Below are 16413 nucleotides of genomic sequence, written 5' to 3' on the forward strand. Positions count from 1 at the left end.
TTTCGTCAACCCACCCACCGGGTTCCCTCCGCCAGGAGGGGGTCCCGCAGCGGAACCGCGAGGTTGTAGGTCACGTCCTTCCTCTCCACCACGATCGGCCAGCGCCGCCGCAGGGCGACCTCGAAGAGGCTGCGGTTGGGGTTGAAGGCTATCGGGGTCTTCACCATCTCCAGAAAGCCCACATCGTAGAGGGTGTCGCCCACCCCGACGGAGGCTTCGAGGCCTAGATCCGTCGCCGCCAGGAACTCCTCCAGCACCCGCCGCTTGTTCGCGAAGGCATCGCGCACCGCCTCCCCGGTGTACCGGCCCCGCTCGTCGCGGGCCAGCAGCGTGCCGATGGCCCGGTCGAAGCCCAGAGGCTTGACGAAGGTGTTCAGGATCTCCTCCGGCGAGCCCGAGATGGCCAGCAGGAAGTACCCGGCCGCTTTCAGCCGCCGGGCCAGATCCCGGGTGTAGATGTGCAGCCTCCGGCCCCGCTCCTCCACCACCAGCCGGGCGCACCGGCGCAGCTCCTTCAGCGTGATGCCCTTCAGCTCCCTCTGAAACAGCCGCACCACCATCCGGTCGTAGCGTTCGTAAGATCCCCGGCGCTCGACCCAGGCGTAGTAGTCCTCGCTCAGCTCCCCGCGCACCCGTTCCGGGAAGACGCCCTCGTCCACCAGCTTGCGCGTCAGAGCCGGTACGAGTCCCCTGCGGAAGAGGGTGCCGTCCACGTCGAAAACCGCCAGACGTTTGCTCATTGGCCGCTCCCTGCGCAGAATACGTACACAGGGCGGATGATACGCCGCTTCGGCGGGCTCTGCTTCGCCCGAAGCGGGGTAGAATGCTTCCGGAGCGCAAGCCCGCGCGCCGGGGGTGTCCGGACCGCGCGGATCGGGAAAGGAGCACCAGGGATGCACAGGCTTTCCTGCGGGCACGTGGTGAGCGAGCCCGGCCAGACGCACTACTGCAGCTACCTGCGTCTGCAGGAGATGCTAAGCCTCCAGCCCGCTCCGGAGGAGCTGCGCCACCCGGACGAGCACCTGTTCGTCATCACGCACCAGGCGTTCGAGCTATGGTTTGCGCAGCTGCGCTTCGATCTGGAGCGGATCGTCGTGGCGCTGCGGGACGACGACGTGCCGCTCGCCACCTGGCTCGTCCGGCGATGCGTCGCGATCCTCAAGCTCTTCTCCCCGATGATGCGGGTGCTGGAGACGATGTCCCCGAGCGACTTCTTCGCCTTCCGCGAGCATCTGGCGCCCGCCAGCGGCACCGAGAGCTCGCAGTGGCACGAGGTGGAGCTGCTGGCCGGGCTGCGGGACGAGGGGTTCCGGCGCTTCCTGGAGGCCGAACCCTCGGGGGACCCGGAGCGCGGTGTGCCCTCGAAGCTGTGGACGGACCGGCTGGAGGAGCTGTGGAACCGGCCGTCCGTCGCCTCGGAGCTGCGGCGGCTTTTCGAGCGGCGTGGTGTGGGGCCTGCGGACATCTACGTGGTTGCGCCGGAGAAGAACCCTCACGGCGACCTGATGCTGCTGGCCGAGGCGCTGCTGGATTTCGACGAGGAGTTCCGCATCTGGCGCTTTGCCCACGCCCGCACCGCCCAGCGGGAGATCGGGCCGGACACGGAGGGGACCGGGCACACCTCGGGCGTAAGCTATCTAGACCGCGTGGCCACCGGCCGCGCGGACTTCTTCCCCGAGCTCTGGCGCGCCCGGGAGGAGCTCTGGGAGCGCCGGCGGGGGTAGCGGGCACAAGAGGGCGCTCTCCGGTGGTATATCATCTTATCCGGGTCTGGCCGGTATACACGCAAGGGACGGGGGTGTTCCTCCGTCCGGAGGAGAGGGCGAGAGATGCAGACTCAACAGAAACTTCTGGACTTCTACGAGGCGCTCCGGCTGGTGCTGGAGCACACCGGGAGGCTGCCGGTCGAGCGGGTCCCGCTGCAGGAGGCTCAGGGACTCGCGGTAGCTGAGGACGTGCGGGCGCAATTCGACACCCCGCCGTTCGACAACTCCGCCATGGACGGGTACGCGATCCGCAGCGCGGACGCGGAGGTCGGACGGGAGTTCCGCGTAGTGGACGAGGCCCCGGCGGGGCGTCCGGCGGAGCGGGACGTCGGGGAAGGAGAGGCCGTAAAGATATTTACCGGTGGCGTGATCCCGGCCGGGGCGGATGCCGTCGTGCCGGTCGAGGGTACCTCGGGCTGGGGAGAGAGCTTCGAGCTCAGGAAGGAAGTGGCCCCTGCGGCGAACATCCGGCGGGCCGGAGAGGACGTGCGGGAGGGGGACGTCATCCTGCCCGCGGGCACCGAGATCGGCCCGCCGGAGATTGCGCTGGCCGCCAGTCAGGGCTACGGGAGCCTGCCGGTCTACCGGCGGCCGAAGGTGGTCGTGCTCTCGACCGGCAGCGAGCTCGTGCAGCCGGGGGAGCGGGAGCTCGCGCCGGGCGAGATCTACGACTCCAACTCCTTCGCCATGGTCGCGCAGGCGCGCGAGGCCGGGGCCGCGGCGCGCAAGGTCTCACCCGCGGCCGACGATGCCGCCGCCCTGCGGACCGCCATCCGGGAGGCGCTCGGGGAGGCGGACGTGCTCGTCACCAGCGGCGGGGTCTCGATGGGCGAGAAGGATCTCGTCCGGGAGGCGATGCACGAGCTCGGGGTTGAGCGCATCTTCTGGGGTGTGAAGCTCAAGCCCGGAAAGCCGATCCTCTTCGGGGCGCGCGAGGACGTGCGCGTCTTCGGGATACCCGGCAACCCGGTCTCGGCGATGGTCTGCTTTGAGCTCTTCGTGCGCCCGGCCCTGGTGAAGATGGCCGGCCGCGAGGACCGGAGGCGGCCGCGCATCCGGGTGTACTTCGACGAGGAGGTGAAGAACGCCTACGGGCGGCTGCACGCCATGCGGGTGCGGCTGGAGCGCACGCGGCGCGGCTGGCGCGCTACGTCCGTCGGCGCGCAGGGTTCCGGCCTGATCTCCTCGCTCACGAAGGCGGATGCTCTGGCCATGATCGGACCCGAGACCGGTGGTGTCCCCGCCGGTGAGGAGGTCGAGGCCGTGGTGCTGCGCGAGGACGTGCTGCTGCGCCGGAGCGGGGCGGAGAGATGCTAGAATCCTCCCGCATGTTCGAGCCCGAGGAAGCCGTGTTCCGCAGACGCCTCATGAAGGAGGTCGCGCCCGGCATACCCGTTCACTTCTCCTTCTACTCGCCCTCGGTCAAGGTCCAGGTGATGGAGTCCGCGGAGAGCATCCCCGGCGCCAACGGCCGGTACGTCGGTGATGCCGTCACCATCGAGTTCGTCCCGGAGGATGCGGCGGCGGTCGAGCGGGTGCGCGAGTACGTCTGGCGCTGGGAGCGACACAGTGTCTGGACGGCGGTGCGCAAGATCAACCACCTGAGGAGGGGCGTGGATCCCGGGAGCGTACCGGGCATGCTGGAGCCGGTGCGCGGTGTGGACCGGCGGGCGGCGGCCAAGGCCGCCGAGGCGGTGGACCCGGACGAGCTGGAGGGCATGATCCTCTCGGAGGACGTCAAGGCGCTGGCGCGGGTGCCGGGCATCGGTAAGGAGGACCGGGCGCGGGCCGTGGTGGAGTTCTACCGCAACGAGCGCAGCGGGCGCATCTTCCTCTACGCCGCCAACCGCAACGACCGCTTCCGGGGGAAGCCCGTGATCACGGAGCTGGACCTCTCCGGGGACGTCCCGGCGCAGGTCTTCGATCACGCGGCGCGGGCCCAGCGGCTCGGCGACCCCGATCCCCTGAGCGGGAACGAGCCCCCGGGGCACACCACCGTGCGCGACGCTAATCTGCTGCACCCGATGCCCATGACCCCGGCTCTGATGGGCCGCGGCGTGTACCACCCGGAGCAGATAGAGCGCTTCGCGGAGGTGCTGGAGCGGATATTCCTCGGGGGGGAGCGGCTGGCCGGGGTGAGGGAGCTACGCATCCAGCGCGGGCTCGTCTTTCATACGCACAGGCTGCCCGGCGTGGGCCCAAAGACGCGCGACCGCGTACTGGCCAGCGGGCTCCTGGACCACGAATACACCTTCGAGAACCTCGTCCGGATACCCGGCGTGACGGCGGCGCAGGCGAAGGTCATCGCCGAGGCCGCCGGCGTGGAGGCCGGTGTCCGGTAGCCTGTACGGGTTCGTGGCCGCCCGGGGCCCCGTGAGCCCGGAGGAGATCGCCGCCGAATTCCTGAAGCTCCGGGGCGGGGACGGCGAGGCCCGCTCGCACGTGGAACGGCTGGTAGCGGGCGATCCCAGATTCCGCCGGGACGCACAGGGGAGGCTGCTGACGCTGGACCTGCGCTCCGCCGCCCTCCGGGAGGCTCCCTACGTGGTCTTCGACGTTGAGACTACCGGATCCTCGGCCGACGGGGGCGGCATAACCGAGATCGGGGCCGTCAGGATAGAGGACGGTCGGGTGGTGGACCGGTTCTCCACCCTGGTGAACCCGGAGCGGCCCATAGAGCCGTTCGTGGCCCGCCTCACCGGCATCACGGACGCGATGGTCGCCGGCGCTCCGAAGACCGCCGAGGTGATACCCCGCTTCGAGCGGTTCACGGAGGGGACGGTGCTCGTGGGTCACAACGCGGCCTTCGATTGCGCGTTCGTTGCGGCGGCGCGCGGCGGCGAGCCCCTCCCCAACCCCGTCCTGGACACCCTGAGGCTCGCGCGGGCGCTCGTGCCGGGGCTCCGGCGCTACCGGCTCGCGGCGCTGGCCCGGCACCTGCGCGTGCGGGAGAGCCCGAACCACCGCGCCCTCTCCGACGCAGCGGCCACCGCCGAGATCTTCCTCAAGCTCCTGCAGATGCTGCGGGAGGCGGGCGTCCGCACGGTCGGGGAGGCGCTGGAGGTCCGGGGGCGCGGGAGCCGCCTCCCGCCCCGGAAGCGGCACCTAGCCGAAGGGCTGCCCTCCGCGCCCGGCGTCTACTACTTCCTGGACGGGGCCGGCCGGGTTCTGTACGTGGGGAAGGCCAGGGATCTCAGAAGACGGGTCCGCACCTACTTCTCCGGGGGGGACGGGCGGCGCAAGATCGGACGTCTCGTGCGGGAGGTGGCGGAGGTCAGATTCCGGCAGACGGAGACCGAGCTGCAGGCGCTCGTGCTGGAGGCGAGGGAGATAAGGCGGCTCCGGCCGCCGTACAACACCGCCGGGCGGGAGCCGGAGGCGCGGTGGTATCTCCGCTTCGACCTGCGGGAGGAGTATCCGGTGCCCGAGCGAGTGCCCGCCGGGGAGGAGAGCGAGGGAGCGGTTCTGCTCGGTCCCTACCGGAGCGCGGGGGCGGTGGACGTCTGCATCGAGGCTCTGGGCAGGGTCTTCCCGCTGCGGCGATGTGCACCGGGGGACGGTCCCTGCATCTACGGCCAGATGGGGCGCTGTGCTCCGTGTACGGGCATGGACCCGGAGACCTACCGGAGCGCCGTCGTCCGGGAGGTGGTGGAGTTGCTCCGGGGCGAGGGCGGTGAGCGGCACCTGAGAGCGCTTGCGGCCGAGCGGGACCGGCTGGCGAGCGAGCTGCGCTTCGAGGCGGCCTCCCGGCTGCGGGACATCATCTCCGGGATAGAAAGGATCCGGCTGGCGCGCTCGGTGCTGGACGGCGGGTGTGTCCGGGCGGCTGTGTGCCCGTCCCCGGAGCCGGAGAGGGTGGAGGTCTTCGTCCTGAACCGGGGGAGGCTAATCGCCCACCGCAGCTTCGGAGCCGGGGAGGAGGAAGAGATGCGGCGTCTCGCCGGCCGGGCACTGAAGGCGCCGGCGGGAGAGAAAGGCTCTCCCGCGGACGAGGCACGCATCGTGGCGGCCTACCTGCGCCGGCATTACCCGGCCGTGGAGGTGATCCCGCTGCTGGAGCCGGGGGATCTTCCGGCGGCCGCGCGGCAGATCCTCGGCCGGTAGTCCGGCGGCGTTAACGTGGTAGAATTTTGATTAACAAAAAGAGTTGTAGGAGGATTGTAAGGTTACGGAGCAGGACGTCTCTCAGAGGGCACACAGAATACTTCTGGTCGACGACGAGCCTTCGCTCCAGAAGCTTCTGACCCACGCTCTCGAGCGGGAGGGGTTTCAGGTCAGGGTGGCGGGCGACGGCGAGGCTGCGCTGGAGGAGGTCGCTGCCTTCGAGCCGCACCTCGTCATCCTGGACATCATGCTGCCCAAGCTGGACGGCATGGAGGTCTGCCGCCGGATCCGGGCCCAGAGCGACGTTCCGATCATTATGCTCACCGCCCGCGACGACGAGATCGACCGGGTGGTGGGGCTGGAGCTGGGTGCGGACGACTACGTGACCAAACCGTTCGCCGTGCGGGAGCTGGTGGCGCGTGTCCGGGCGATAATGCGGCGGGTCGCCGCTCAGGCGGGCCAGAAGACCGAGGAGCTCAACTACGACGGGCTCAGGATCCACATCCCCAGCCGGCGGGTCACGGTCGACGGGCGGGAGGTGGATCTCACCTACACGGAGTTCGAGCTGTTGATAACGCTGGCGTCCAGCCCCGGGCGGGTCTTCTCGCGCAGCGCTCTGCTGACCCGCGTGTGGGGGGATGAGTTCCGTGACGAGCGCACCGTAGACGTGCACATCCGGCATCTGCGGGAGAAGATCGAGCGCGACCCCCGTAACCCCGAGTTTATCCACACCGCGCGGGGTGTGGGGTATGTTTTCCGCTAGGAAGGGATTCGGTAAGGTTCCGAAAAAGCGGCGCGGATGGTCCCGGTTCAGGCCCCGGGCCGGAATCCGTCTCTGGTTGACGGCGCTGTTCGTCCTGATCACGGCTCTGGCCGTCTTCACGGCCTACGCTTTTGTGAGTCCCCGCATTGAGGACACCTTGAGGCAGACGAGCGAGGCCAACTTCTCGCAGGTAGGCGAGGGATTTGTGGCTCTGGTGGAGGAGCTGCGGGAGGAGAACCGGACGCTGACGCCGGAGGTCATAGAGTCCTACGCCACCAGCCGCGGGGTGCAGTGGGGCGTGGTTCTGGGGGACGGGGGGCAGATAGTCAACGGTACTCTGGACAACTGGGACCAGAACGTGGTAGAGCGGGCCGTCGCGAGCGGGCGGCCGCAGCAGAGCATAGAGCCCATCGAGACCGGGGAGCGCGAGGGGCAGGAGCTGGCCACCTACGCCGCGCCGGTGAACCTGCAGGGCCAGCGCGACGCCGGGGCGGCCGTGGTCTTCGTCCGGTACATCACGCAGAGCGACTCGGACAACGTCACGGCCGCCATCCGGAGCATCGAGCGGATCGCGCTGCTGGCCGGGGCTCTGGCGCTGCTCATCGCCGGGGTCGCGGGGTATCTGGTGGCGGACCAGATCTCGCGCCGCATCAGCCGGCTGGGGCTGGCGGCCCAGCGGCTGGCGCGCGGGAACTTCGACGAGCGCATCAAGACCCGGCTCCGGGACGAGGTGGGCTCCCTGGGGGAGACCTTCAACTCGATGGCCGCCTCGCTGCAGGCGGCCTTCCGCCAGATACAGGTCGAGAAGGAGCGCGGCCAGACCATCCTCAACGGCATGACCGACGCCGTCGTGGGCGTGGACCGCGACCTGAACACCACCTTCCTGAACCAGCGGGCGCGGGAGCTGCTGGCGGCCTCTGACCAGGACTTCCAGCGCCGGCTGTATGAGATTCTGGCCAAGGCGCGGTTCGCCGGCGAACCGGTGACCGAGCCGGAGGTGCACTCGGCGGAGAAGATAATCGAGGTGCGGGCCGCGCCGCTGGAGGACGGCGCGCTGGCCATTCTGCGGGACGTGACCGAGGAGCGCCGGATTGAGAAGGCCAAGGCGGAGTTCATCGCCAATGCCTCGCACGAGCTGAAGACCCCGCTCTTCGCGCTCTCCGGCTATCTGGAGATGCTGGAGGACGAGGAGGATGAGGAGGTGCGCAAATCCTTTCTGCAGGACATGAAGCTCCAGACCGAACGGCTGCAGAATCTGGCCCGCACGCTGCTGGATCTCTCGCGCCTGGACTCGGGCGCGGTAACCTTCCGGCTGGAGGACGTGGATCTGGAGGAACTGCTCTACGAGGCACGCTCGGCGTTCCGCTACGCCGAGCGGGAGATCCGCGTCCGAGCCGAAGAAGGCGTGCCCCAGGTGAGAACGGACCCTATCCAGCTCCAGCGCGTGATCTCCATCCTGCTGGATAACGCGATCAAGTACTCACCCGAGGACGAGCCGGTCGAGCTGGAGCTCTCCCGCAACGGCGAGAAGGCCGAGATCCGGGTCATAGACCACGGCTGCGGCATCCCGGAGCAGGACGTGCCGCACATCTTCGAGCGCTTCTACCGGGCGCACGGCTCCTCCCGGGCGGACGGGACCGGGCTGGGACTGGCCCTGGCGCACGAGATCTCCACCCACCTCGGGGCGGAGATCCGGGTGCAGAGCGAGCCCGATGCGGGCAGCACCTTCACCCTCGCGCTCCCGCTGAACAAAACTTAACCTCAACTACAAGTTAAATAACCTCTCCTTAGCCGCTGGGAAACAGATCTGTGCAACAATTGGGGCACGAGGTAGCGCCTGGTTCGTCTGAAATTCTCCCCCCTCCCTGCGAACCAGGCGTACCTCTCTTTCAGAGGGAGGGCAGTCCGAAGAGGGCCAGTATGGGCCGGACCACGGAGAGTATGAAGCCGAAGGCCGAGACGCCCGGCACGAAGATGGTGATGAGGATCAGGCCCAGCAGTATCAGCGGGCCGTACTGGTTCATGAAGCCTACGAGCCCGTCCATCGAGCGGGGGAGGAACGGGAAGAGCACTTTCGCCCCGTCCAGCGGCGGGATGGGGATGAGATTGAAGACGAAGAGCAGCGCATTGACGAACGCCACGCCCGCGACGATCCCCACCAGGTACTCGCCCTGCACGCCGGGCAGGCGGTAGATGACGGCGCAGACCGCAACGAGGATCAGATTCGAGAGGGGGCCGGCGAACGCCACCGCCACGGGGCCCCACATGCCGCCCCGCAGCTTCCTCAGGTCCACCGGGGTCGGGCGGCCCCAGCCGAAGCCCACCATGAGGAGCACGAGACTGCCCAGCACGTCCAGGTGCGCCGCCGGGTTGAGCGTGACCCGGCCCTGCCGGTAGGCCGTGTCGTCTCCGAGCCGGAGCGCCGAATAGGCGTGCGCCGCCTCGTGGATGGTGATCCCCACGACGAAGCCCAGAACTATGGCGACCGCGAGCGCGGGATTGGCTTCGAACAGGGAGAGGATCATGCCGGCGCTAGCCGACCCTCACGGCCGTGATGGTGACGTGGTTGCCCGAACCGGAGGAGACGTAGGAAGCGAGCTGCGGCTTCAGAACCTCCGTGGAATCGGCCACGGCCCCCAGCTCGGTCATCCCGGCCGTCACGGGGGCATCGACCCCGCCTTCCGGGCTGTTCAGCTCCCGCACGCCGGAGATCATCACCCGCAGATCCGGACGGTCGGCGGGCTTTATCTCGATGACGAACGCCTCCGGGATCACCGGGTCCGGCCGGATGGCGGTGACCGTACCCGTCACCGGCGAGTAGACCGGGGTTCCGGCCTCTGCGCCCACGTCCAGCGCCCCGGTTGCGGGACCGGGCCGGCCTGCGGCTTCCATTATGTAGTACCCGATCCCCTCCGGGGTCGAGCCGCCGAAGAAGATGCGGGCCAGCGGGCTGGCGGAGAGATCCTTCCCGCGGGGCTCCAGCTCCAGCAGATGCTCGCCGTCCGGATGATAGCCCAGCCCTGTCAGGTTGGCCGGTCGGACGGGTATCGAGATCTCTACTCCGTCCACGCCGGCGATGACGGTGTCCGGCCCCGCCGCGTTGGGATCTATCGGCAGATAGTTCTCCGGCGAGCCGGAGTTCTGCGCGAAGGCCGCCGCGAGCAAGACCAGAGTGACCGCCAGTACCAGCCCCAGCGCGGCCGACCGGCGGCGGCGGTAGAGGCGGTTCCTCTCCGCCTGGCGCTTCGCCTGCCGGTTGCGGAGTCGTTGCTCTCTGATGGCGATCTTTCCGACGTCGGGGCGGATGTCCAGCCGGGCGGGACGCCCGGGCCTCACGCCCTTGCGACGGGTGTTGCCCCCTCTCATAACAGCTCCGGATTATACAAGGTCGGGGAGCCCGTTGTCTGCGCGGGATGAAAGGGTCGTTTTCCGAGTACAATCGGTTAGAATCAACGGCGAGGTCCCTCGAGGAGAAGGAGCGGTCAGTTGAGTCTGCCTCAAGGCGAACGGCGGCGCATCTCCTACAAAGAGCGCTTTCTGCATCTGATACAGCCCTTCGTCCGGTTTCTCTCGGGCATGAGAGTTCGGCCCAACACCCTGACCGCCACCGGCTGGGCACTCTCCGTGATGGCCGGCGTCCTCTTCGGGCTGGGCTACATCAAGAGCGCCGGAGCCCTGATGCTCTTCGCCGGCCTCTTCGACACCCTGGACGGAGCCGTGGCCCGGCACTCCAATCAGATGACCGTCTTCGGGGCCTTCTTCGACTCCACGCTGGACCGGCTCTCGGAGTCCGCCATCTTCATGGGGATAATCTACTACTACGCCATTACCGCCAACCCCTCCGGCGCGCTGCTGGCCGCCGCTGCTATGACCTTCTCCCTCATGACCTCCTACGCTCGCGCCCGCGCCGAAGGCCTGGGCTACAAATGCCAGGTCGGGCTCCTGGAACGGCCGGGCCGGGTGCTGCTGCTCTCCGTCTTCTCCATCTTCGGCCTGATGACCGTCGGCGTCGCCGCAGTCGCCGCGGGCGCGGCCGTGACCACCGTGCAGCGCATCCTGCACGTCAGGAGGCTCGGGTCGTAGCCGCCGGACGCCCCCGGGAGTACCTGGCTAAGCTCCGCCGCGAGGCGGACGCCCTGGCCGGAAGGGCCGCCGCCGAAGGGCTGCCGGCCCCCGCCGGTGACGCCTCCTCCGGCGTCCTGCTCGTGATGCCCGTCCCCGAAACCCCCCCGGAGACGGAGGCGATCCTAAAGAGCCTCGACGCCATCCGCCTCGCCGGAGCGTACCTCACATGGTCCTCCGGAGGGCTCCTGCGTCAGGAGATCTTGTGCACCGAACCCCGCGCCCTCGTCGTCGTCGGCCCTCAGTCCGCCCGCCGGGTGGACGAGGCCGGATACCCCCTCGCCCGTACCAGCCTCCTCGAAGCCTCAGAGGGAGTCTGGATCGACTGGCGGCACGGCACGGCCGCCCTGCGCTTGCCGCCCCTCGCCCCGGCCCTCGAAGACCGGAGCGCCAAACGCCGCTTCTGGCAGGCATTCCTCCGCCTCCGCCCCCTCGCCCACTGATTAAGTAAATACTCCAAATGTTAAAAAATATTAAATTTTCATGTTGCGGCGGGAACGGAGAAATCCCTTTATTTAAGCCGTTTTCACGCAGGCTGGGCGGTAGAGTCTGGTCTGGGGGGATTGCGTTACATTTCGGTAACGGCTAGAGTGCCGGCAGATGCAGAGGAGGGGGGATTCCTTCTAGAGATCCCCTTTTGAGACCAATAGAGACCGGAAGGAGACCGGAGCTTTATGCCTCAAAGGGTAAAGTCTCTTGTGCTATTCGGGCTGATAGCCGTTCTATCGCTCTCGTTCTCCCTGACTGCCGGGGCGAGTCCGCAGAGTGAGGTGGAGAGCAAGCAGGATGAGATCGCCGCTGCGCAGGAGGAGCTGAACGGCATCCGGATGCAGGCGGCCGCGTCCTACGAGTCGTACAACAACGCGGTCTTCCAGCTTGGGCAGACGGATGCCAGGATTCAGGAGATCAACGCCGAGCTGGAGGCTGCCGAGGCGGAGCTGCAAGAGGCCCGGGCGGCTCTCGGGCAGCGGGCCAGCCAGGTCTACCAGAGCGGGAGCCTGGCGTTCATCGACGTGCTGGTGGGGGTTCAGGACTTCCGGGACTTCGCGGCCCGCATCAACCTGATGCTCAGGATCTTCGAGGAAGAGCGCCAGCGGGTGGCCCGGGTGCAGGTTGCCGTCGAGGAGCTGCGGTCGCTGAGGGCCGATCTGCAGGCGCAGCGCGCGCAGCGGGCCGCCGCCGTCCAGGAGGCAGCTGAGCAGCGGACGCGGGCTGCGCAGCTGCAGGCCGAGGCCGAGTCTTATCTGGCCTCCCTCAACGGCGAGCTGCGGCAGATTATCCGGGCTGAAGAGGAGCGGCAGGCGCGGCTCGCCGCCGAGGCTGCGGCCCAGGCGCAGGCTGAGGCCGTTCCCACCTCGCAGCCGGTCGCGCTGCAGCAGCAGGCCGTCGAGGGAGAGCGGCTGGAGGAGCTCCAGGCCGCTGCGGAGCGTGCCGCTGCCGAGTTGGAGCGCCGGCAGGCCGAGGCCCGGGCCGCCGCCGAGGAGGAGGCTCGCCTCCGGGCGCAGGCTGAGGCGGCGAGGGAGGCCGAGGAGCAGGAGCGTCTCCGGGCGCAGGCTGAGGCCGCCGCCGAGGAGGAGGCTCGCCTCCGGGCCGAGGCCGAAGAGCAGGCCCGGCTGCAGGCCGAGGCGCAGGCCGCTGCCGAGCTGGAGCGTCAGCAGGCCGAGCAAGAGCGCCAGCGGGAGCTTGAGGCTCAGCAGCAGGCCGAGGCCGCGCAGCAGCCTTCCGGGGCGCAGGGCGCCGTGGAGAGTGACGGCGGGACCGCGCAGCAGCAGTCGCAGCCTGCGCAGCAGCAGCCCGCGCAGCAGCAGCCGGTGCAGGCACAGCCCGCGCAGCAGCAGCCCGCGCAGCAGCAGCCGCAGCAGTCGCAGCCTGCGCAGCAGCAGCCCGCGCAGCAGCCGGCGACCTCCTCTGGCGGGGGTTCGGGTTCTGCGGTGGTTGCCGAGGCCCGGACGTGGCTGGGTGTCCCGTATCAGTGGGGCGGGGCTTCGCGGGCCGGTGTGGATTGTTCGGGGCTGACGATGATGGTCTACCGGGCCTTCGGCATCTCCCTGCCGCATTCGGCTGCTGGGCAGTACGGTTACGGGAGCCCGTCCAACGGCGGTCCCGGCGATCTGGTCTTCTGGGCCATGGGCGGGGGTGGCATAACCCACGTGGGCATCGCCACTGGTAACGGGACCGTGATCCACGCGCCGTACCCGGGGACCGTGGTTCGCGAGGAGGCCATCTGGCAGAACGGCTACGTGGGCGCCAAGCGGCTGCTCTAGGGCCGGACACAGGAGCGCGGGACGCTTCTCTAGGGGAGGCCGGAGCCCTATCCGGCCTCTCTCTTTGGGTTGCGGACCCCGTGGTAGAATCGGTGAGAGATGTTCCGGTCTTTTCTCCATCTTTCACCGTGCCCGGTGGCTGCAGGGGGACCAGAGCGGTGTGCCGCTTCGGGTTCCGGGGGCTTGTGCGGGCTTCTGCCCGCCGGGGCCGTTGCGTTCGGTGGGTGGGACGGTTACCTCAGGGTCTCGCTCTGGGTGTTGCTGGGGCTTTTAGCCGTGCTGGGGGTGCTCTTTGCCGGGATGTTCGGCAGGTTGCTCGAGGCGCGCGGGGAGCCTCCGGCGACCGGATTCGAGGCCATGATCGGGGAGGTCGGCGTGGTGCGCGAGCCGGTAGGAAAGAAATTTTCCGGCTGGGTCTTCGTGCGCGGGGAGCGGTGGCGGGCCGTGGCCGCCCGGGATGCGCCGCACGTGATCGGGTCAGGTGATAGAGTAGAGATCGTCGGTTTTCGAGGGAACGCGGTGATAGTGCGTCCCGCCGGGCCGGAGGGAGGGCCCGGGCGAGCTAGCTAGGCGAGAAGGAGGAGTCTTCTCTATGACACTGGGTCTATTGCAAGAGGCTGGTTTCGGAGCGCTGGTAATACTTCTGGCGGCGGTGCTCTTCGGGATGTTCATCCTCGCGAGCGCCATAAGGATCGTCAACGAGTACGAGCGGGGCGTCATCTTCCGGCTGGGTAGGGTTCAGGGCCGGGCCAAGGGGCCGGGGCTCTTCTTCCTGATCCCGATCATAGACCGGATGGTCAAGGTGGACCTCAGGACCGTCACCATGGACGTGCCGCCGCAGGATGTCATCACGCGGGATAACGTGCCCGTGCGCGTCAACGCGGTCGTCTACTTCCGGGTGCTGGACCCCAACCGCAGCGTCATCGAGGTCGAGAACTACGTGCTGGCCACCAGCCAGATCTCGCAGACCACGCTCCGGAGCGTGCTCGGCAAGAAGGATCTCGACGACCTGCTCACCAACCGCGAGGCCATCAACGAGGAGCTGCAGGCCATAATCGATGAGCAGACCGATCCGTGGGGCGTCAAGGTCAGCGTGGTGGAGGTCAAGGACGTGGAGATCCCGCAGCAGATGCAGCGGGCCATGGCGCGCCAGGCCGAGAGCGAGCGCGACCGGCGGGCCAGGATCATCACCGCTGAGGGCGAGTATCAGGCCTCGCAGCGGCTGCGGCAGGCCGCCGACCGGCTGGAGAGCCCGCAGGCGCTCATGCTCAGGATGTTCCAGACGATGAACGACATTGCCAACCAGCAGAACTCCACCATCATCCTGCCGGTACCGCTGGACCTCTTCCGTCCCTTCCTGGACCGGGACGGCTACGAGGCGGACCGGAAATCTCCCGAGGTCCGGCGCAAGGAGGAGAAGGAGGCCGGAGAGATCTACAGGCAGACCATGGGGGAGGTCAAGGCCGAGCGGGAGGACGTGTAATCTTCCCGAAAAACCAATAAAATATTCCGGGTTTTACGGCTGATTAACGGTCCGGCATACCGGGTAACAAGTAGGCCGGGAGAGATCCCCGGACTGCGTACGACCGTACTAGTTAGAAACTGATGGTTGCCAGGGACGAAGAGAGGGCCATAGGTTTCAGCGCATCAGAACCGGTGAAGCTGGAGATACCCAGTCGGCCGGAGTACATCCTGCTGGCGCGGCTTATCGTCTCCGGGGTCGGCCGGGCGGCCGGGCTGAACGCCGACGACATCTACGACCTCAAGCTCGCAGTGACGGAGGCCGTCACGAACGTGATCCGGCACGCGAACGTCGAGTCCTTCGAGATCGAGTACCACCTCATGCAGGGCGCGGTGGAGGTCTCCGTCACGGATGCGGGCGGAGGCTTCGACGTGGAGAGCTTCGAGCGCGGCGCCGGCACCTCCGGCGGGTTCGGGTTGGCCGTGATCCGGAGCCTGGTGGACGAGCTGAGCCTGAACTCTTCCGGCACTGGGACCCGGCTCAGAATGCTCCGGCGGGCCGCCGAGGAGCGTACATCCTCGGCGGGCGGTGACATCTAGCGGTGGTGTCCTTTACCGCCCGGAGGGGCCGGCATAAAATGATCTGCCTGGCGTTGCTGATTCGACACGGCGGGAGACGGCTTGCTGCAGCGGGTTAATCCGGGTCACAAGTCCTTCGCGGACTACAGGAGCATCATACCCCGTGAGCTCTACGAGGAGGTTGCCGAGCTGGCGGGACGGTTGGAGGGTGCCCGCGTGCTGCACGTCAACGCCACGGCCTTCGGCGGCGGGGTGGCGGAGATACTCTACACGCTCGTGCCCCTGATGCGGGACGTGGGGCTCGGGTGCGAGTGGGAGGTCATGTTCGGAGCCGAGGCGTTCTTCAACGTCACCAAGGGCTTCCACAACGCGCTGCAGGGATCCGCCTTCGAGCTGACCATCGAGGACCGGGCCATCTACGAGGAGTACAACCGGCAGTCGGCGGCGGCGCTGGAGGACGAGTACGACATCTTCTTCATACACGACCCTCAGCCCGCGCTTCTCAGGCACTTCGCGGAGCACATCTCCGAAGAGAGGAAGTGGATCTGGAGGTGTCACATAGACACCTCGACCCCGAACGGGCAGGTGATGGAATACCTGCTGCCGTATCTCCTCGACTACGATGCCCAGGTCTTCACCATGGAGAGCTATGCCCCGCCGGGCGTCGACTTCAAGAAGCCCGTCTTCATACCCCCGGCCATAGATCCGCTCTCGCCGAAGAACATGGCCCTTCCCGCGGAGGATGCCCACTACATCGTGGATCAGTTCGGGGTCGATGCGAGCAGACCCATCCTGCTGCAGGTCTCCCGCTTCGATCCCTGGAAGGACCCGATGGGGGTCATAGACGTCTACCGGATGGTGAAGGAGGAGGTCCCGGAGATCCAGCTCGTCCTGGTGGGGTCGATGGCGCACGACGACCCCGAGGGCTGGGACTACTGGAACAGGACGGTCGAGCACGCCGCCGGCGACGAGGACATCTTCTTGTTCTCGAACCTCACCAACGTCGGCTCCATCGAGGTCAACGCCTTCCAGAGCCGGGCAGACGTCGTGATCCAGAAGTCCATCCGGGAGGGGTTTGGGCTGGTGGTCACCGAGGCGCTCTGGAAGGGGCGTCCGGTGGTGGCCAGCCGCGTGGGTGGCATCCCGATGCAGGTCCCGCCCGGCGCCGGTCTGCTGGTAGATTCCATACCCGAGGCCGCTTCGGCCTGCGTAAAGCTCCTGAACGACCCGGAGATGGCGCGCGAGATGGGCCGCCGGGGCAAGGAGTACGTGCGCCGGCACTTCCTCACCCCGCGCCTGCTGCGCGACGAGTTGAGGCTCTTCGCCGAGCTGCTGGGGGTCTAGGATGGTAGCC

General features: G+C 68.0%; 16 protein-coding genes. 13 read left to right on the forward strand and 3 right to left on the reverse strand.

Features of this window, described 5'->3' with window-relative positions; translation table 11 throughout:
- Window positions 1-5 precede the first annotated feature (5 nt).
- Window positions 6-740 carry an HAD family hydrolase gene (locus tag E0L93_RS11140; RefSeq protein ID WP_132691914.1) on the reverse strand — a complete coding sequence of 245 codons (735 nt, stop codon included), beginning with the start codon at window positions 738-740 and terminating at the stop codon, window positions 6-8.
- Between the two features lie 153 nt (window positions 741-893).
- On the opposite strand from E0L93_RS11140, the gene E0L93_RS11145 reads away from it, so the two are divergent.
- The 6 genes from E0L93_RS11145 to E0L93_RS11170 all read left to right on the forward strand — a co-directional run bounded on the left by E0L93_RS11145 (window position 894) and on the right by E0L93_RS11170 (window position 8392).
- Window positions 894-1724 carry a tryptophan 2,3-dioxygenase family protein gene (locus tag E0L93_RS11145; RefSeq protein WP_165874313.1) on the forward strand — a complete coding sequence of 277 codons (831 nt, stop codon included), beginning with the start codon at window positions 894-896 and terminating at the stop codon, window positions 1722-1724.
- Window positions 1725-1829: 105 nt separating this feature from the next.
- Window positions 1830-3083 carry a molybdopterin molybdotransferase MoeA gene (locus tag E0L93_RS11150; protein ID WP_132691918.1) on the forward strand — a complete coding sequence of 418 codons (1254 nt, stop codon included), beginning with the start codon at window positions 1830-1832 and terminating at the stop codon, window positions 3081-3083.
- Entirely contained in the window at window positions 3077-4108 is a 1032-nt protein-coding gene (locus E0L93_RS11155) for a helix-hairpin-helix domain-containing protein (protein WP_132691920.1), read from the forward strand. The genes E0L93_RS11150 and E0L93_RS11155 overlap by 7 nt, the downstream gene beginning before the upstream one ends.
- On the forward strand, window positions 4098-5870 hold the full coding sequence (locus tag E0L93_RS11160; RefSeq protein WP_132691922.1) for a DEDD exonuclease domain-containing protein: 1773 nt from the start codon (window positions 4098-4100) through the stop codon (window positions 5868-5870). Before E0L93_RS11155 ends, E0L93_RS11160 begins: the two co-directional genes overlap by 11 nt.
- Window positions 5871-5967: 97 nt before the next feature.
- Entirely contained in the window at window positions 5968-6633 is a 666-nt protein-coding gene (locus E0L93_RS11165; protein WP_132691924.1) for a response regulator transcription factor, read from the forward strand.
- 76 nt (window positions 6634-6709) lie between these two features.
- Window positions 6710-8392 carry a sensor histidine kinase gene (locus tag E0L93_RS11170; protein ID WP_165874314.1) on the forward strand — a complete coding sequence of 561 codons (1683 nt, stop codon included), beginning with the start codon at window positions 6710-6712 and terminating at the stop codon, window positions 8390-8392.
- Window positions 8393-8522: 130 nt separating this feature from the next.
- Here the strand turns inward: E0L93_RS11170 and E0L93_RS11175 are convergent, their stop codons facing one another.
- Window positions 8523-9158: a site-2 protease family protein gene (locus E0L93_RS11175; protein ID WP_132691928.1), complete on the reverse strand. Its 636-nt coding sequence runs from the start codon at window positions 9156-9158 to the stop codon at window positions 8523-8525.
- Window positions 9159-9165: 7 nt separating this feature from the next.
- Window positions 9166-9999 carry a hypothetical protein gene (locus tag E0L93_RS11180; RefSeq protein ID WP_132691930.1) on the reverse strand — a complete coding sequence of 278 codons (834 nt, stop codon included), beginning with the start codon at window positions 9997-9999 and terminating at the stop codon, window positions 9166-9168.
- A gap of 120 nt (window positions 10000-10119) precedes the next feature.
- Between E0L93_RS11180 and E0L93_RS11185 the strand changes: the two genes are divergently transcribed.
- The 7 genes from E0L93_RS11185 (at window position 10120) to E0L93_RS11215 (ending at window position 16403) form a co-directional block, all read left to right on the forward strand.
- The gene (locus E0L93_RS11185) at window positions 10120-10716 is read left to right on the forward strand and encodes a CDP-alcohol phosphatidyltransferase family protein (RefSeq protein WP_132691932.1); all 597 of its coding nucleotides are present in this window, start codon (window positions 10120-10122) and stop codon (window positions 10714-10716) included.
- A 125-nt stretch (window positions 10717-10841) separates the two neighbouring features.
- A complete protein-coding gene (locus E0L93_RS11190) occupies window positions 10842-11198 on the forward strand; it encodes a hypothetical protein (protein WP_132691934.1) in 357 nt (118 codons plus the stop codon).
- Between the two features lie 255 nt (window positions 11199-11453).
- Window positions 11454-13019: a C40 family peptidase gene (locus E0L93_RS11195; RefSeq protein WP_132691936.1), complete on the forward strand. Its 1566-nt coding sequence runs from the start codon at window positions 11454-11456 to the stop codon at window positions 13017-13019.
- A gap of 183 nt (window positions 13020-13202) precedes the next feature.
- A complete protein-coding gene (locus E0L93_RS11200; protein ID WP_165874315.1) occupies window positions 13203-13589 on the forward strand; it encodes an NfeD family protein in 387 nt (128 codons plus the stop codon).
- Between the two features lie 22 nt (window positions 13590-13611).
- Entirely contained in the window at window positions 13612-14502 is an 891-nt protein-coding gene (locus E0L93_RS11205) for a slipin family protein (protein WP_132691940.1), read from the forward strand.
- A gap of 122 nt (window positions 14503-14624) precedes the next feature.
- Entirely contained in the window at window positions 14625-15080 is a 456-nt protein-coding gene (locus E0L93_RS11210) for an ATP-binding protein (protein ID WP_132691942.1), read from the forward strand.
- A gap of 81 nt (window positions 15081-15161) precedes the next feature.
- Window positions 15162-16403: a glycosyltransferase gene (locus E0L93_RS11215; protein ID WP_132691944.1), complete on the forward strand. Its 1242-nt coding sequence runs from the start codon at window positions 15162-15164 to the stop codon at window positions 16401-16403.
- The last annotated feature ends 10 nt before the right edge of the window (window positions 16404-16413 follow it).

Source organism: Rubrobacter taiwanensis (assembly GCF_004337705.1).
Lineage (GTDB): Bacteria > Actinomycetota > Rubrobacteria > Rubrobacterales > Rubrobacteraceae > Rubrobacter_C > Rubrobacter_C taiwanensis.

Coding starts and splice junctions, on each gene's coding strand:
- E0L93_RS11205 (WP_132691940.1), top strand. CDS start 13,612: ATGACACTGGGTCTATTGCAAGAGGCTGGTTTCGGAGCGCTGGTAATA.
- E0L93_RS11155 (WP_132691920.1), top strand. CDS start 3,077: ATGCTAGAATCCTCCCGCATGTTCGAGCCCGAGGAAGCCGTGTTCCGC.
- E0L93_RS11190 (WP_132691934.1), top strand. CDS start 10,842: ATGCCCGTCCCCGAAACCCCCCCGGAGACGGAGGCGATCCTAAAGAGC.
- E0L93_RS11175 (WP_132691928.1), bottom strand. CDS start 9,158: ATGATCCTCTCCCTGTTCGAAGCCAATCCCGCGCTCGCGGTCGCCATA.
- E0L93_RS11150 (WP_132691918.1), top strand. CDS start 1,830: ATGCAGACTCAACAGAAACTTCTGGACTTCTACGAGGCGCTCCGGCTG.
- E0L93_RS11180 (WP_132691930.1), bottom strand. CDS start 9,999: ATGAGAGGGGGCAACACCCGTCGCAAGGGCGTGAGGCCCGGGCGTCCC.
- E0L93_RS11145 (WP_165874313.1), top strand. CDS start 894: ATGCACAGGCTTTCCTGCGGGCACGTGGTGAGCGAGCCCGGCCAGACG.
- E0L93_RS11210 (WP_132691942.1), top strand. CDS start 14,625: ATGGTTGCCAGGGACGAAGAGAGGGCCATAGGTTTCAGCGCATCAGAA.
- E0L93_RS11140 (WP_132691914.1), bottom strand. CDS start 740: ATGAGCAAACGTCTGGCGGTTTTCGACGTGGACGGCACCCTCTTCCGC.